This is a genomic window from Gordonibacter sp., assembly GCF_036667095.1.
Classification (GTDB): Bacteria; Actinomycetota; Coriobacteriia; order Coriobacteriales; family Eggerthellaceae; genus Gordonibacter.
Genome location: NZ_JAVWUP010000056.1, coordinates 1 through 15037, shown reverse-complemented (window position 1 = coordinate 15037; position 15037 = coordinate 1). Strand labels below are relative to the sequence as shown.

The following is a 15037-nucleotide window of genomic DNA, read 5'->3' as shown; positions in this document are numbered from 1 at the left end:
GACACCCAGACCCCGACACCCAGACCCCGACACCCAGACCCCGACACCCAGACCCCGACACCCAGACCCTCTACGTGGTTGGGAAAACTTGAAGCGGCTCCTGACGTTTTGGTCGGGAGCCGCTTCGGCGAGGAGGGGGAGGTCGGGATCGACCTGCGGGGTTGGTGCTGCTTGCTTGACCTGTTAGGCCTTCAGGGCGGCGGTTACGGCTTTGCCGGTAACCAAGGCGCTGCCGGCGTTGGGGGAAAGGTCGCTGCCGCTGTCGGCTACGGTGGAGCCGCAGCAGTAGACGTTGGCGATGGGGTTGCCGTCCTTGTCGACGAGCTGGCTGTCGGTGGTGATCTTCATGCCGCCATGGGTCTTGTAGCGGTAGGGGAAGTGCTTCATGGCGTAATAGGGGGCGGCGAGCGACTTCAGGAACAGTTTCTTGCCGAATTCCTTGTCCTCTCCGGCGGCAACGGCCGCATCGTAGGCCTCGAAGGTGGCCTTCAGGTTGTCGGCGGGCACATCCATGGCGGTGGCGAGCTCGTCAAGCGTGTTGCAGGGGCCGACGAGGCGCTCGGCGTTGCTCTTCATGTTCTGTTCGACGTTCCATTTCTGGCTGCCGCTCGTCAGCTGGTTGTCGAAGATGGTCCACCAGAAGCCCAGTTCCAACTCGGCAGCCTTGTCGGGCGTGTCGTGGCTTTGATCCTCCTTGATGAAACGGCGTCCCTGAGGGGTGATCTGGACGTTCGGGCCGAAGTAGCCCCATACCGTCACCTGGGCGAGGTCGCTCATGCGGTTGGCTTCCATGTCCATGCGGTTGTATACGCCGCCGAGAGCCTTGCACATCTGGTGGCCTTCGCCCATGGAATGCACGGTCAGTGGGCCGAGCTTTGCCTGCGTAGGTAGGAAGGAGGACATCATTTCCTGGTTGCAGGAGAAGCCACCTGTGGCAACGATGATCTTTTGCGCCTTGATGTCGACCGTCTTGCTGTTCTTCTCGTCGTTGAAGCGCACGCCGATGGGATTGCCGTCTTTGTTGACGATGAAGTTCGTGGCGCGCAGGTTCAGCTTGTAGGTAGCGCCCTTCTCCTCGAGGCCCTTCTGCAGCGGCGTGAGCACCGTGGTCATGTCGCCGATGCCGTGCTCGGGCAGCAGCATGGACGTGGGGGCGCCGGTGTCCTTGTATTCGGCCAAGGGCTGGAACTTCGCGCCGTAATCCTGGTATACGCGGTCTGCCCACTCGGTTTGGCACAGGTAGACGTTCTTCTTGTACTCCAGGTCGTCGGTCTCGCCGGCCTTCTCGAGGACAGGGGCGTACTTCGCCCATTTCTCCTCGGCGGTGCCGGGAATGCCCGCTTCCTGGTGCATGACGCTGCCGGAGACGTTCATGACACCGCAGGCGATGAAGCTCTCGCCGCCGATGCGGTCGAGCTTGTCCACGAGCATGACCTTGTGGCCCGCCTCGACGGGATCCATGGCTGCCGACATGCCGGCAATGCCCGTGCCGAGGATGAGAACGTCAGTCTCCTCGGAGAAGCTCACCGGCGACGTGCCGACGACGGAGTCGCCGTCGCTCGCGCCTTTGCTTGCGTTGCCGCCGCCTGTTGGCGCGCAGCCGGCGAGTGTACCGCCTGCCATCAATACGGCTCCCGATGCGATGGCCGTTTTCAGAAAGTCGCGGCGCTTCATGTTCGTTTCCATGTGTACCCTCCCTTAGGTTCATGGTCTTGCACGTGCCCTTGCCAAGGCTTGTGGTGCACTTGGTGCGGGTGGTGCCCTCCTGTTCGCCTTGCGGTAAAGCGAGCAGGACAACCATACGGCCCGACCTCGATTATTGTCACCGTCCGTTTCGGACTATATTGCTCCGTGCGGCGGTCTTGGTGCCTCTTTGCACTGTGCGGCGCGCCGGATTCCGGTATGATGCTGACTATGGAAACCAGGGGTATGCGAAAGCGCGACGCGGGGCGCGCACGTGATGCGATGGGGCGCGACGACGAGCTCGCTACCGACTCGTCCGCTTCGGCCGTGGTGTGCCCTCCAGTGCTCGTTGTCGTCATCATTGTCGGGTTCGGGCTGTTCCGTGGGGTTAACTCGAACTCGTATTTATCGGCGTTCGCCTCGGTCGAATCGCCGTTTCTGTTCGTGCCAGATTTGTTCTTCAATGTGGTGGTGGCCCTTACTGTCGCGCTGTGCTCTGCTGTGGTCATCGTGCTTACGCTGCGCGGGCGTCTCAAAGTGCTGTCCATGCCTCTCTTGCCCCCGGTGGCGCTGTTGATCGTTGCCAAGGTGCTCACCTTGTTCGGCGTGTTCTCCGAACTGCCCTCAGATTTGGCACTGATTGTCCCCGGAGTCTGTTTCGGGATGTCCTCCGTTATGCTGTCGCTTGCCTGGATCGAGGTCATGGCAATGCAGCGGCCCCTTGTCATCGTCACCCAGATCGCCTTGGGCATGCTGCTGAGTATGGTTACTTCGACCGCGCTCTCTGCGCTGGAAAGCTCCACCCAGCTGGTGGTGAGCAGCGTGCTGTTGGTGATCATGGCGCTTTGCGCCGTATACGTTCGCCGTGCCTTCAAGAAGATGGTTGCGGATGCTCTAGCGGATGCGGAGGAAGCGGGGGTGGCGGGATGTGTGCCGGGCGATGCGGGCACCCTGTCGGCGAAGCCGCGGAGATACCGCGATGCCTTCTTGATGCTCGGTGATGCGCTTATCGCATACTGTGTCTTGGAGGCGGTCATCGGACTGCTGAACAGCTTTATGCTGGCGGGATCCATCACGTTTGCGGGATCGGGCACGGTGTCGGTGGCCGGCATGCTCATCGGCATCGTCGCGTTCTCGGTAATCGTGTTCGCGTTTCAGCGCGTGCCTCAGGTATCGACGGCGTTTCGCGTGCTCATGCCCATTATCGCATCGTTGTTGGTGTTCCTGCCGTTTCTGGACGAGCGGTTCAACCTGTTCTTCAGTACGGTGCTTCTGGGCAGTTACTACTTCATTGCACTGCTGATCACCTACGTGGTGGCCGAGGTTGCCCACGAGCGGCGTGTGTCGTCGTATGTGCTCATGGGCGCAGCCATGGGCTTGTCACGCATCTTGCTGGCTGCGGCGCTGGTGGGAGGCTACTTTATCGGGTCTTTGCCGGTCGACTTGTTCGGCGAGGGTCAAGATATTATGCGCTATCTCATCATCATCGTGGCGGTGATCTACGCGCTGTCGGTGGCTACGGTGCTGGTGTCGCGTGATCGTCGCCGCAAGCGTCGGCTGCGGGGGTTGGACGACGAGCTGGCTGAAGGCGGAGAGGACGCGGCGGGCGTTGGTGCGGGTGCCGGCGGCGTGCGTGCCGATGCGGCGGGCGAACGTCCTTCGCTCGACGAGGCGCTCGACGAGCGCTGCTCGCGTCTGGCCGAGCGCGGCGGCCTGACCGAGCGCGAGGGCGAGATACTGGGCTTTCTGGCGCGCGGCCGCACGAAAGCCCATATTGCCGGGGTGCTGTTCGTGAGCGAGAACACCGTGCGCAGCCATGTGCGCAACATCTACGCGAAGCTGGACGTGCATACGCGCCAAGAACTCATCGACTTGCTAGAGCAGGAGGGCAGCCGCTAGGCGTTCCGTCGTTCCCGATTGTTTACCGAAATGTTACTAACTAAATAACAATAGAGTGTACAATAGGTCCATACCGCTCGATGATACTTCCAAGAAAGAAGGACGATATGGGCATCTACGACTTTACTGTTGAGGGGCAAGCGGGCGAGCGCGTATCGCTCGCAGACTACCAGGGCAAAGTGTTGCTCGTGGTGAATACGGCGACCGAATGCGGCTTCACGCCAACCTATGCGCAACTTGAGGAGATGTACCGCGACTTGCACGAACGCGGGCTTGAGATACTGGATTTTCCGTGCGACCAGTTCGGCCATCAGGCGCCGGGGACGAACGAGGAAATCGCCGCTTTCTGCACGTCCCGTTTTGGAGTGACTTTCCCGCAGTTCGCGAAGATCGAGGTCAACGGCGAAGGGGCCGATCCGCTGTTTGCTTACCTGCAGCAACAGAAGGGCTTCGAAGGTTTCGACGAAGGCCACGAACTCACGTCCATTTTGGAAGATATGTTGGGTAAGGCGGATCCTGGCTACGCCTCCAAACCTGCTATCAAGTGGAACTTCACGAAGTTCCTCGTCGACCGCGACGGCAACGTCGTGCGCCGTTTCGAGCCTACGGCTAGCGTTCCCGACGTGGTGGCGCCTGCGGTGGAGGCGTTGCTGTAGCAGCGGAGCTTTTACTGGGGTGCGAGCGACTTCTTCAGCACGACGAGGTCGAGTTCCAACTGCTCGGCCAGCTCGCCGAGGGTGTCAGCCTTCTTCAGCACGCCGCGCTCGACGGCCTTGTCCACGGCGGCCAGCCGGTCGCCGCTGTGCAGCTTGAGCATGGCGGGCACGCTTGGTTGGAACAACCCGGTGGTGCTGGGCATGCTGGGGGTGGCTGTGATTGCGCTCGCGTGGTTCATCGTGCGGCAACTGCGTCTGACCATACCCCTGCTTGAGTTTCGCGTGTTCGCCTCGCGCGGGTTCACCACCTCGATGATCGTGGTGGTGCTGGCGTTGATTGCCACGCTGATGCTTTCGCAGCTGAATGCGAGCCATGGGTTTGTCTACATTGCGGCTGTCTTCGCCGTGCTCAAGGTGAACATTTGGTATTAGTACTGAAGTTTACGCAGCTGGCGGTTCGACCGCGCAAACCTGACAGAAACCTGGCAAACTTCAAACAGAACTACGGCAAAACACGTGCGAAAACCTTGCCAAAATCAAGCGCCTTTCAAGCATAAAAACGCATTTGAACTGGGAAAATAATAGTATCACGGCAAGGCCTTCGCGAGTATAATCTATCTCTGCGGTGCTTCGCTTGCCGGGTGGCATCCCCGAGAGGGGGTGATCGCGATGGATGCTCAAACGGTCATTGCCGTGTGTGCTTTGATGTCAGTTGTCATCGGAATCGTCGGTTTAATCGACCGGAGAAAGTGAACTGCATTGGTGAAAGGAAAAACCGGGTTGCATTCGACGGCCACCCGGTTTAACTAGAAGCGATGCCGCCCGGTATGCCGGGGCACCGTATTCCCGCATTCTAGCACATTCGTCCACTCGGTGTGACGCGAGATGCCGTCCTTGCGCGATCGCGAAGCCACGCGAATCTACCGCGAATCCACCTCATATTCCCCCTGCAACCGAAACGCGACAAAACGCTTAGATACTGTCATGTTTGGTTGGTGGATGTCGGCTGGTGGAAGCCGTAAGCTGAGAGGCACAAGGAGTGTGAAAAACATGATCCACACGAACATTCAGGGTAGGCGGAAAACATGCGGCCTCACGCAAGAGCAGGTGGCCGAGCGCCTTGGCGTGTCGCGCCAGACGGTGACGAAGTGGGAGACGGGCGAATCGATGCCCGACCTGGCGAACGCCGCCGCATTGGCCGACGTGCTCGACGTGTCGCTGGACGCCTTGGTTTCCTACGACGCGCAAGGGACGGAGCTGCCCCTGCCTCCGCGCGGGAAGCACCTGTTCGGAACCGTGACGGTAGGGGAGCGCGGCCAGGTGGTCATCCCGAAGCAGGCGCGTGATCTGTTCGGCATCGAGGCGGGCGACGTGCTGCTCGTGCTGGGAGACGAGGGACAGGGCCTCGCCATGGTGAAGGCCGACGAGTTCATGGACCACGTTTCCTCCTTGCTGGACCAGGTCAAAGGAAGGGGCGGGCACCATGATGGCGGAGGCTGCAAGGCATAGAGGCCGAGGAAGAAGGGCTGCCATGATCGAGGGCATAGCGGTTGCAGTGCTGGTTGCGGTTGCGGCCGCGGGGCTCTGGTGGTACGTGGACAACAACCGCCACGGCGAAGAGCGCCTCATCGAGAAGGCGTATGCGGCGGGCTTCGTGGAGAAGCAGGTCGAGGTGCCGCTTTCGGCGTTGCCTTCGCTTGCCAAGGAAAGCGAAGCGCTGCCAGTAGGCGCAGCGACCCAGAAAGGCGAAGCGCTGCCAGTAAGCGAAGCGGCAGGGGGCGAAGCGTCGCAGGCAGACGCGGCGACCCAGGGGAGCGAAACGCCGCTCGCAGAGGGCGCAGCGCAAGACGGAGGTGTGGCTCTCAACTACGCCGAAGGCCCCGACAACGGCCCGGCGCTGCTGCTCGTGCACGGCCAGGGCATGCAGTGGGAAGACTACGCGCGCGTGCTGCCTGAACTGGCGAAATTCTACCATGTGTTCACCGTCGACTGTTTCGGCCACGGCGAGTCGAGCCACGATCCGGCGCTCTACCGCTTGCAAACCATGGGCGAAGCGCTCAAGGCGTTCGCCGGACAAACGATAGGAGACTCCTATCTCGTGTCGGGTCATTCGTCGGGAGGCATTATTGCCGCATGGCTTGCCGCCAACGATGCGGAGCGCGTAGCGGGCTGCCTGTTGGAAGATCCGCCGCTGTTCCGCGTGACGCCGGTCGAGATGCAGCAGGAGCCCGGATGCTTCGTGTGGCGCGATGCCTTCGAGGTGATCCACGCCTTCCTCCAGCAAACCGAAGTGGAGGACCCGGTGGTGTACTATGCACAACATAGCTACTTGTTCTCGCTATTCGGCGGACTGCAGCCCAAGATTGCGGAATGGACGGTGCAGGAGCGCGCGGGGCATCCCGACAAGCATTTAACGCTGGCCTGGGTGCCGCACGATTGGGTGCGCGGCATGTACTTCTACGACGATTTCGACGTACGGTTCAGCGAAACGTTCTACACGGGGTCATGGTTCGAGGGCGTCGACCAGGCCGACCTGCTGCGGCGTATAACCTGTCCGACGGTCTACCTCAAGGCGGAAACGAATTACGGCAAGGACGGGCTGCTCTATGCCGCGAACTCTGACGAAGATGCTGCGCGCGTGCTGGATCTCGTTGCTGGTTGCGAGCTCGTCACTATCAAGTCTGGCCACGACATCCACTACGAACATCCCGATGCGTTTGCGACCGCTCTCGCTCAGGTGGAAGAAGACGTGACGGCCGCGCGCGGAGAGTAGCGAGACCGATCTGCGTTCCCTGCGACTCTGAAAAATTGACGGAAAGGCGACGGGGCAGTCTTGGATCGCGGAGGAAAACGGAGGCTGGCGGTCATGTGGCTGCCAGCCTCCGTTGCTCTGGATGATCCTCCAGCTTTCAAAGTTTTCCGAAACCTTCGTGTTATTCGCTCTTACCCGACGTGGTCGTTGAGCCATTCCACGGTATCGCGGATCACGCGGTCGCGCTTGAACTCGTTGAATATCTCGTGGCAGAGGCCCGCGTAGATGCGCAGCGACTTGTCCGTCGAGGACACCTGCCCGTACATATCGATGCTGTCCTGGGGCGACACAAGACCGTCCTCGCCGCCGTGCAGCAAGATGACCGGATCGGAGAACGTGGCGGCGTTTACGCGCAGCCAATCGTGGCCGTCATGCACGGAGCGCAGTAGCCCTACCGAGAACTCCTTGGCCACCAGGGGGTCGGCCGCATATGCCTCGCCCACCGCGGGATCGGAGCACACGCCGCCGCCCAGCTCGTTGGGCAGGTATTGGTCCGCGGACAGCGTGTCGTCAACGATGGCCAAGCCGCGATGGTCGCGGGTCCAGGCACCGGAGAGCACGTAGCCGCGCAGCTCGCCCGGGTGTGCCGTCGCGTAGCTGGCTGCGCCGAAGCCGCCCATGGAGTGGCCAATCATGAACAGCGGCAGCTGCGGGAACGTCGCGCGCATGCGTGCGACGAACAGGTCGGTGTCGGTGACGATCTGCGTGCGGTCGGCGTAGTAGGTGAGCTTGCCCATGGAACGCCCGTGCCCGCGATGATCGAAGCGCATAGTTGCATAGCCTGCCGCGTTCAGCTGCTCCACCACGTAGTCGTAGCGGCCGTAATGCTCGCAGAGCCCGTGCACGATGACGACGGCCGCCTTGGGCGCGTCGGGCGCATCGATTCTGCCGACGAGTAGGATGCCGTCGCTTGTCTGCAGGGTGAACTCGCTGTTCATAGGAGTGCTCCTTCCGGCGGAAAACGTCCTTGCTGCCGCCATTGTAGCGCAACGGCGATCGGTCGGGTGCGGGGGAGAAATGATGAGAAAGGGCGAATTTCCCTCCTGCGAGCATTCGATGTTTCAGCAAGTGCTCTCTGGGATAACGAGGCCGGTTGTGCGATCATGGCAGGAATACCCTTGCTCGGAGGTATCTTTCACCTATGGAAGGAATGCGTATGGAAAGCATCGGCTTGCTGGCCAGTACGGGCGATAGCCCGCTGCCCTTTATCATCGGTGGCGTCGTGGTGCTGGCGCTGGTCATCCTGGTGGTCGCGTTCGTCGTTATGCGCCGGAGGTAGCGGGAAGCCGTGGCCGGAAAACTCGTTATCTGCCCGACGCCGTTGGGGAATCTGGGCGATATGACCGAGCGTGCGCTCGGCGCATTGCGTGCCGCCGACACCGTGTGTGCCGAAGATACCCGTGTCACGGGGAAACTGCTGGCTGCTTACGGCATCGAGAAGCGCATCGAGCGCCTTGATGAGGAGATGATAGGAAATCGTGCCGAAGGCATCGTGCACCGGGTACTGGAAGGCGAGGTCATAGCTTACTGCTCCGATGCCGGCATGCCCGGCGTGTCCGATCCTGGCCTGCGCCTTGTGCGTGCTGCTCGCGAAGCGGATGCCCCGGTTGAGGTGCTGCCCGGTCCCACGGCTGTCGCAACTGCTTACGTGGCAAGCGGTTGCGACAGCCCGCGGTTCTACTTCGGCGGTTTTTTCCCCCGCAAAGACGCTGAGCGTCGTGCGGTATTGGAGGGCTTGCGCTCGCTCGACGCAGCGCTCGTCTTCTACGAGAGTCCTCATCGCCTGGTGGACGCACTCGATGTTCTCGCTGCCGTGTATCCTCATCGCGAGGTGACGGTGTGCCGGGAGCTTACGAAGCTGCACGAGGAGGTGGCGCGCGGGGCGACGGCCGACGTGCGCGACCGGTTTGTGGCAAGGGCCGCCGCAGGCAGTATCAAAGGCGAGGTGGTCTTGGTCGTGGACGGTCCCAGCAAGGACGAGGGCGCCGTCGCCCAGCATGATGCCCAGGCTGCTGCTGCTGCACGTGCCATCGAGCTTAAAGCCGAGGGCGGCTCGAAGAAGGATATCGCCCGGACCCTCGCTGATGAATTCGGCATCGCTCGGAATGTAGCGTACGAGATGGCTCTTAACGCATGAGGGGAAACGGGGAATGCCGCACCCTTCGGCGATCCGAGCGCAAAGGATGCCCGGCAGCTCAGCGGATTTTGCCGAGGCCGATCGGCGGCGATGCAAGGAATCGTCGCGGAGGTTGCGCGTGAGACGGCCTGGCGCATCGCGGCGCGCGGCAACCGTCGAGCTGCGCGAGCTGGTGGTTGATGACTTGTCGGTGCGTCTTGCGCGCAAGCGTATCAAGAACGTGAATCTGCGGGTGAAGGCGCCTGATGGGCGCGTGGAAGTGTCTGCCCCACTGCGAACCCCCGACGAGTTCGTCGTTGCTTTCGTCCGCGAGAAGCGCAGCTGGATCGAGGGCCGTCGCGCCCAGATAGCCGCGTCGCCCCGAAGCGCTGCTGCCGAGGCGCCTCCCGAGCAGGTTGCTGAGTGGCGCGCCGTTGTCGAGGCGTGTGCTCCGGCACTGGTGAGCGCATGGGAGCCCCTTATGGGCGTGAAGGCGGGACGGCTGGCTTACCGCAATATGACCAGTCGTTGGGGGAGCTGCCAACCTGCGACAGGGCGCATTTGCATCAACGTGCGCTTGGCTCTCTATCCGCCGGAATGTCTGGAATACGTGGTTGTCCACGAACTCTGCCACCTGCGCGAGCGCGGCCATGGGCAGCGTTTCAAAGATTTGATGGACACGTATCTGCCCGACTGGCGCGAGCGGAAAGACAAGCTGCGTTGACGTTTTGTTGCGGCGCTCTGCAGGAAGAGAGGCTGTTTCAGCGCTCGGGTACATTGCTTTTGCGAATTCGCCTAATCGGTCGCGCTTCGAATCCGGTGCAGAAGCGTATCTGGTTTCGGCGGTTTCCAATGGCCAGTCAGGTTAAGAGGATGCGACTTCGCCGCCTTACTGCCCGGCAGCTCCCTGAAGCGTGCGCACGTAAGCGTCGATAGCTTCGGCGGTTTCTGCCTGTTGTTGCTCGGGCGGGATAGAGGCTTCGCCGTCGCCGTCCTGCGCTCCGTAGTCGCCGAACTGCGCGTGGTTTCCGCCGGGCAGTTTCACCACTAATGCGTCGGGTGGCATAAGTGCTTTGCTCGAGGCGAGTTTGTCGCGGTTGAGCACGTGGTCGTTCGAGCCATATACAGCGATGATGCCCAGGTCGGTGGCTGAAAGGTCGCTGGCGGTGTAGGAGCCTAGCAGTACGAGGCCGCCGAGCGTCGCGTCGCCTGCATGGTCGGCGGCGTACTGCGCTGCCATAGAGCCGCCCAGCGAGTGGCCGCCCACCCACCATTGCTGCACCTGCGGAAAGGCGCTGCGCACGCTGTCGGCAGCGTTGATGTTGAAGAAGGCGAAGTTGAAGGGCATCTCCACCACTACTGCCAGGTAGCCGCGTTCGGCCAAATCGCGCATGAGCGGGGCATATGAGGTGTATTCGACCTTTGCGCCCGGATAGAACACCAATCCCGTTTTCGCGTTCGGGTCGCCAAAAGCCACGTAGCCGTCTTGCTGTTCCACGCGAACCTGTTCGCTTGAGACGAGGTTGGCGTGATTGGTATCGGCATCGCGGTAATAGTTGCCCGCGTAGGCCAGAAACGCCCCGATAGCCAGAATCACGACCAGCAGCAAAACGGCACCCGCGATGGCAAGCCGTCGCGGCCAGCGGCGCTGCGGGGCGGTTGGATCGGTCGATGCGGACTCAGCCTGTTTCATGACGCTTATCATAGCAGGTACGCGGCTGTGCCCTGTGCGGCCAACCGCGGCCAAACGCGCATAGGTGCGGTTTTGTATCTATCTCGCAGCTCTTGCGTTTCCCTTTTTTGCCAACTATACTTATCGTTATGACAATAAAACTTGTCATAAATGTGATATTAATTAGTGTACAACGCATAGGGGGTCTTGTGGACAAAGACGAGATTCTTGAAAAAAGCCGTAAGGACAGTGGAGTTTACGACGAGCGATTCATGCTCATGAACCAGCGCGCGAACGCCGTGATGGCGACGGTCATGATGATGGCCTGGGCGATTGTGATCACATGGGACTACTTCCATGATCAGGATGTAAGTGTTGCAAATGTCATTATGATGTCGGGTATGGCGGCTCTGTGTTTCTGCCGGTTCGCTCAATTCCGCGACAAGGGCGCATTGGCTCTAGGTGCCTTAGCTGCGCTTGGAGCTGTGGTGTTCTTCATCAAGCATATTCTGGCAACGATGTAGGTGAAGCGGGATTATGATGAAGCTACCTTCGCTTGGTCTTGAGGATGCGCATGGCAACGACGGCGAGCTCGTGCTGCGCAACCGCTTGAAAGTGGCCCGTGCCGAACAAGACCTCTCGCAGGTCGAGTTGGCGCGGCTGGTAGGCGTGTCCCGCCAGACTATCTCTTCCATCGAAACTGGACAGTTCAACCCTACGGCCAAGCTGGCGCTGGTGCTCTGTATCGCCCTCGACAAGAAATTCGAGGACTTGTTCTACTTCGATTAACGTCCTCGCCGGCAAGCAAAGAACAAGTACCCTGATTTCCCTTGAGCGCATAGCTAACTGCCACTGCAAAAAAACGACCCGGTTTTGGCAAAAAGGATGCGCTTTGCGTTCATCGGTGCGGCCTTGCTGGCAAAGGAGACCCCTTCAAAAACCACCACCTGGGCAAACGGACCCTTTCTTTCCGGAAGAAGGGGGCGGGCAGCCAGTTCAGGACGCAAAGCGTCCTCGATTTACCAAAACGATCCCGAAAAACGATCCTGCGGCCTTCGGGGTCGCGCATACTGGTATTTATGCGTTAAGGGAGGAATCAGAACGAATGGTTCACGTGGAACGCTCCGGTAAAGCGCTGATCGGGTAGCGCGGGAATGCTTTCGGACCGAAGCGGCGGGCCCTGCTGGCCGACGCGCGCTACTTCCATATTTTGGAAGCATTCGGATCTTCGGCCAGACAGAGTTCGCGCAGTTCTTCGGACTCCTCGGTATCGACGTCGCCAGGGTCGTCGTACTCGAGTGTTTGCACCACCGAGTATTCGAAGCCTTCGAGACCGTGGGCGGTCCAGAGCTCTTGCAGGCGCTTGTTGGGATGCCTGCCGCCACCAAGTTTCGCTTGAAGGCTGTTGAACTCGGCTTTTGTATCGCGGGCGATGCCGAGGAAGGTTTCCCCGGTGGCCAGGCGGCAAAAATAATCAGCCTAAACCGTGGCCAAGCGGCGACTTCTGCTGGACAGATGCTCGGCCAGCTTGTGGTCTGGTGCAGCTGTGGTCCGCTTGTTCGCTGGTCGGCTTGTCCCCGGATGGCCTTTACCCTTCCCCTCTTGCGCTTTGCCCTCATTTGCTGCGCTGCCGGTATCGACTAACGAGTTTGGTCGATACCGGCAGCTTCAGGCGGTTAGCGTAGCCTGCGTTAGAACGACGTCCAGCCCCCGTCGGTGGCAACGACCTCGCCGGTCATGTGAGATGCGTCATCCGAAGCCAAGAACAGGATGGATGCCGCCTGCTCCTCGGCGGTGGCATCGCGCTTGAGCATGGACTCGGTCTTCTGGCCTGCCATCGAGGCCGCTTCTGCTGGGTCGAGGCCTGCGGCTATGGCGGCTTTCTGCTTCTCCATCACGAAGGCGTAGGCCGCTTCGACCATGGGCGTGGCCGTGCCGGCGGGGTTCACGGAGTTCACGCGGATGCCGTAGCTGGCATAGTCGAGCGCGAGGTTTTTTGTCAGGCCGTTCACGGCGTGCTTCGACGCTACGTAGGCGGCGTTTCCGGGAAGTCCTGTCATGCCGGCAATGGAGGCGTTGTTCACGATGGCACCACCTTCGCCTTGGGCGATGAACTGGCGCAACTCGTATTTGGCGCAAAAGAACACCGTGTAGAGGTTGTTCGCCAGCGTGTAGTCCATCTGCTCCTTGGTGAGGTTGTGCACGCTGTCGGGCTCACCCATGACGCCGGCGTTGTTCACGGCGATGTCCAGGCGGCCGAACGTCTTCACGGCGCACGCCACGAGCGCCTCTGCGTTCTCCTCGATCGAGAGATCGAGCGGCAGGAATACCGCGTCGGGAGCGATGGCCTGCACTTCGGCCAATGTGGCGTCGCCTTCTTCGCGCAAGCGGTCGGCCAGCACGAGTTTCGCACCCTCGGCTGCTGCACGCAACGCTGTGGCTTTACCGATGCCACGTGCGGCTCCGGTGATGATCATGACCTTGCCGTCGAATCGCCCGGGAAAAATCTTCTTCGTCATGCTCGATTCCTTTCTGCTCTGCTGCCTCGTTCGCAGTGTCGCGGGTCCTTGTCGTTGTACAGTGGGCCCGTGCTCTTGTTCTGCCTGCTGCGTCTATGGTACGCGTCGTACGCTGCATGTTGAACGCCGATTCGCAATTTCCTCGTCAAGATGCGAAACTGGCATGATTTTGCCGCGAAGCTGACGCAGGTTCCTTGATGGATGTCCTGAGGGTCACGCAGCCTGTGCGGGCGCGTCGAAAGACAGGTGCCCGGCCGGAACACTTTGCATCCAGGCTATGTACGTATCGGGGTAGTGCGAGATCAACGCAGCGCTGAGGTCAACGCCGAAGAGGGCACGCGCAAACGAGAAGATGCCCAGCGGGTTGGCGAAGGCCTCGGTTGAGGGAACCTCGCGTGCCGCGCGCTCGCCGAATGCGTCGAGCGTGGCGAGGGCGTCCTCGCTTATGTGGGGAGCGATGCCGGTATTTTGCTGGAATGCCTCACACATGGCATCGTAGTGGCCGTCGAAGCCGTTGCTCGAAACGCTCGGCAGCGTGACGGTGGTGCCGTATTTTCCGTATCCCCAGATAGAAAGCGGCAGCTGTGGAATGATGTCCGATTCGTTCACGATATTGAAGATATTGCCGTACGTCGTATTGTGCTGATCGGCAGCGCGCGTGGCACCAGGTGCAGCGAACGTGTAGGCGTAGATGCCCGATGCGGGTGCCATCTGGTTGTCTGTGTCGCTTAGGTTATCGAGGCGTGCCGCCAACAGGTTCGCGATGGCTCCGCCCCGGCTATGCCCGGTTATGAGGATGCGTGTATGCTGCGGATCGGCACCGATGGTGTTGGCGTACTGCGTCAAGGCACGCTGGATCTCGTCCTCTGCCGCTCGAAATCCCTGGTGGTCGGCGGCACCTTCGGCATCGGACAGGTTGAAGTTGCTGAGCCACTCTACGCCGTAGCTGCCGCGAATGCCCACAAAAACAAGCGTTGTAGACGGGGCTGATGCGGTGCGGGGTATGGTTTTGCTGGCGAACGTGTAGGCCGCGACATCGTGTGTGCCCGAGAGAAGCGCCCCTAGCTCGTCGAGCAGGGAGCTGCGCAGCGCGTAGGATTCGGTGCGTACGTCGTCGAAGCCTAGTGCGCCGAGCGTCTGTTCGGCATAGGGAAGCGATCCTTGCACGTTGCTGTAATACTGTGACTCGGAATTGCACACGGCTGCGAGCACGGCGCATGCGGTGGCCAGATCGTGCTGGTAGATACGGGAGTCGTGCGAGAACCAGGCATTGTCGAGCGAGATGGCGGTGGACGTGCGTCCGGAAAGGTTCTCAAGCCCGTTGGTGGTTACCGCCTCGCTGCAATACTCGGCTGTAACTGAGCCGTCGGCGTGCTGGGTTGGGATCTGCACGTCGGCGCTTGTTACCTGCGTGGTCGGCACCATGCCCATCCTGACTCCCACGTATCGTGCCGGTACGATGAACAACCCTACCGCAAGGAAGCAGGCCAGGGCGGCAGACAGTACGAATGCGAATCGACGCACGGGGCTGGCGCGCAAGGAGCCTCCTTTTAGGAGAGGACGACGGGACGGGTGTCTTGGCCCAGTATACGGATGGCTGGGAGGAGCCGGCCCCGAATCACGGAATGTCGACTGTTTCTAAACAGGGCGTAAACATTTCTTAAGGTTTGATAGGGGGAC

The 15037-nt window shown here is 60.8% G+C and carries 17 protein-coding genes; 11 read left to right on the top strand and 6 right to left on the bottom strand.

From position 1 onward, the window contains the following. Positions 1–183: 183 nt before the first annotated feature. Entirely contained in the window at positions 184–1686 is a 1503-nt protein-coding gene (locus RR842_RS06990) for an FAD-dependent oxidoreductase (protein WP_332729326.1), read from the bottom strand. 243 nt (positions 1687–1929) lie between these two features. Here RR842_RS06990 and RR842_RS06985 point away from each other — a divergent pair, with 243 nt between their 5' ends. Together RR842_RS06985 and RR842_RS06980 are read left to right on the top strand one after the other, a co-directional pair. Next, on the top strand, positions 1930–3582 hold the full coding sequence (locus RR842_RS06985) for a helix-turn-helix transcriptional regulator (RefSeq protein WP_332729324.1): 1653 nt from the start codon (positions 1930–1932) through the stop codon (positions 3580–3582). Positions 3583–3689: 107 nt separating this feature from the next. Then, complete coding sequence (locus tag RR842_RS06980; protein WP_332513523.1) at positions 3690–4238, top strand: glutathione peroxidase; 549 nt, start codon at positions 3690–3692, stop codon at positions 4236–4238. A gap of 11 nt (positions 4239–4249) precedes the next feature. Here RR842_RS06980 and RR842_RS06975 read toward each other — a convergent pair whose 3' ends face one another. Beyond that, complete coding sequence (locus RR842_RS06975) at positions 4250–4399, bottom strand: hypothetical protein (RefSeq protein WP_332553628.1); 150 nt, start codon at positions 4397–4399, stop codon at positions 4250–4252. Between RR842_RS06975 and RR842_RS06970 the strand changes: the two genes are divergently transcribed. The 3 genes from RR842_RS06970 to RR842_RS06960 all read left to right on the top strand — a co-directional run bounded on the left by RR842_RS06970 (position 4398) and on the right by RR842_RS06960 (position 7011). Then, complete coding sequence (locus RR842_RS06970; protein WP_332513526.1) at positions 4398–4670, top strand: hypothetical protein; 273 nt, start codon at positions 4398–4400, stop codon at positions 4668–4670. The genes RR842_RS06975 and RR842_RS06970 overlap by 2 nt on opposite strands. A gap of 618 nt (positions 4671–5288) precedes the next feature. After that, the gene (locus tag RR842_RS06965) at positions 5289–5747 is read left to right on the top strand and encodes a helix-turn-helix domain-containing protein (RefSeq protein ID WP_332522316.1); all 459 of its coding nucleotides are present in this window, start codon (positions 5289–5291) and stop codon (positions 5745–5747) included. Between the two features lie 22 nt (positions 5748–5769). Next, on the top strand, positions 5770–7011 hold the full coding sequence (locus RR842_RS06960; RefSeq protein ID WP_332729323.1) for an alpha/beta hydrolase: 1242 nt from the start codon (positions 5770–5772) through the stop codon (positions 7009–7011). A 170-nt stretch (positions 7012–7181) separates the two neighbouring features. Here the strand turns inward: RR842_RS06960 and RR842_RS06955 are convergent, their stop codons facing one another. Further along, a complete protein-coding gene (locus RR842_RS06955) occupies positions 7182–7988 on the bottom strand; it encodes a lysophospholipase (protein WP_332553625.1) in 807 nt (268 codons plus the stop codon). Between the two features lie 203 nt (positions 7989–8191). Between RR842_RS06955 and RR842_RS06950 the strand changes: the two genes are divergently transcribed. From RR842_RS06950 to RR842_RS06940, 3 genes are all read left to right on the top strand, one after another. Further along, positions 8192–8329, top strand: coding sequence for a hypothetical protein (locus tag RR842_RS06950; protein ID WP_332724661.1), 138 nt, complete (start codon positions 8192–8194; stop codon positions 8327–8329). 9 nt (positions 8330–8338) lie between these two features. Beyond that, on the top strand, positions 8339–9187 hold the full coding sequence (gene rsmI, locus RR842_RS06945; protein WP_332513535.1) for a 16S rRNA (cytidine(1402)-2'-O)-methyltransferase: 849 nt from the start codon (positions 8339–8341) through the stop codon (positions 9185–9187). Between the two features lie 118 nt (positions 9188–9305). Further along, positions 9306–9890, top strand: coding sequence for a SprT family zinc-dependent metalloprotease (locus RR842_RS06940; RefSeq protein WP_332553623.1), 585 nt, complete (start codon positions 9306–9308; stop codon positions 9888–9890). Between the two features lie 165 nt (positions 9891–10055). Here RR842_RS06940 and RR842_RS06935 read toward each other — a convergent pair whose 3' ends face one another. After that, positions 10056–10859, bottom strand: a complete 804-nt coding sequence (locus RR842_RS06935) for an alpha/beta hydrolase (RefSeq protein WP_332729322.1) — start codon at positions 10857–10859, stop codon at positions 10056–10058. A gap of 188 nt (positions 10860–11047) precedes the next feature. Here RR842_RS06935 and RR842_RS06930 point away from each other — a divergent pair, with 188 nt between their 5' ends. From RR842_RS06930 to RR842_RS06920, 3 genes are all read left to right on the top strand, one after another. After that, a complete protein-coding gene (locus tag RR842_RS06930) occupies positions 11048–11362 on the top strand; it encodes a DUF6442 family protein (RefSeq protein ID WP_332518339.1) in 315 nt (104 codons plus the stop codon). A gap of 13 nt (positions 11363–11375) precedes the next feature. Further along, positions 11376–11627 (top strand): helix-turn-helix transcriptional regulator, encoded by a 252-nt coding sequence (locus tag RR842_RS06925; protein WP_332521918.1) that lies wholly within the window; start codon positions 11376–11378, stop codon positions 11625–11627. 582 nt (positions 11628–12209) lie between these two features. Next, a complete protein-coding gene (locus tag RR842_RS06920; protein ID WP_332729321.1) occupies positions 12210–12482 on the top strand; it encodes a hypothetical protein in 273 nt (90 codons plus the stop codon). 47 nt (positions 12483–12529) lie between these two features. Here RR842_RS06920 and RR842_RS06915 read toward each other — a convergent pair whose 3' ends face one another. Together RR842_RS06915 and RR842_RS06910 are read right to left on the bottom strand one after the other, a co-directional pair. Then, complete coding sequence (locus RR842_RS06915) at positions 12530–13357, bottom strand: SDR family oxidoreductase (protein WP_332553620.1); 828 nt, start codon at positions 13355–13357, stop codon at positions 12530–12532. A gap of 213 nt (positions 13358–13570) precedes the next feature. Beyond that, positions 13571–14896 carry a lipase family protein gene (locus tag RR842_RS06910; RefSeq protein ID WP_332729320.1) on the bottom strand — a complete coding sequence of 442 codons (1326 nt, stop codon included), beginning with the start codon at positions 14894–14896 and terminating at the stop codon, positions 13571–13573. Positions 14897–15037 lie beyond the last annotated feature (141 nt).

Coding starts and splice junctions, on each gene's coding strand:
- RR842_RS06950 (WP_332724661.1), top strand. CDS start 8,192: ATGGAAGGAATGCGTATGGAAAGCATCGGCTTGCTGGCCAGTACGGGC.
- RR842_RS06915 (WP_332553620.1), bottom strand. CDS start 13,357: ATGACGAAGAAGATTTTTCCCGGGCGATTCGACGGCAAGGTCATGATC.
- RR842_RS06920 (WP_332729321.1), top strand. CDS start 12,210: ATGCCTGCCGCCACCAAGTTTCGCTTGAAGGCTGTTGAACTCGGCTTT.
- RR842_RS06935 (WP_332729322.1), bottom strand. CDS start 10,859: ATGAAACAGGCTGAGTCCGCATCGACCGATCCAACCGCCCCGCAGCGC.
- RR842_RS06970 (WP_332513526.1), top strand. CDS start 4,398: ATGGCGGGCACGCTTGGTTGGAACAACCCGGTGGTGCTGGGCATGCTG.
- RR842_RS06985 (WP_332729324.1), top strand. CDS start 1,930: ATGCGAAAGCGCGACGCGGGGCGCGCACGTGATGCGATGGGGCGCGAC.
- RR842_RS06980 (WP_332513523.1), top strand. CDS start 3,690: ATGGGCATCTACGACTTTACTGTTGAGGGGCAAGCGGGCGAGCGCGTA.
- RR842_RS06955 (WP_332553625.1), bottom strand. CDS start 7,988: ATGAACAGCGAGTTCACCCTGCAGACAAGCGACGGCATCCTACTCGTC.
- RR842_RS06990 (WP_332729326.1), bottom strand. CDS start 1,686: ATGGAAACGAACATGAAGCGCCGCGACTTTCTGAAAACGGCCATCGCA.
- RR842_RS06975 (WP_332553628.1), bottom strand. CDS start 4,399: ATGCTCAAGCTGCACAGCGGCGACCGGCTGGCCGCCGTGGACAAGGCC.
- RR842_RS06965 (WP_332522316.1), top strand. CDS start 5,289: ATGATCCACACGAACATTCAGGGTAGGCGGAAAACATGCGGCCTCACG.
- RR842_RS06960 (WP_332729323.1), top strand. CDS start 5,770: ATGATCGAGGGCATAGCGGTTGCAGTGCTGGTTGCGGTTGCGGCCGCG.
- RR842_RS06925 (WP_332521918.1), top strand. CDS start 11,376: ATGATGAAGCTACCTTCGCTTGGTCTTGAGGATGCGCATGGCAACGAC.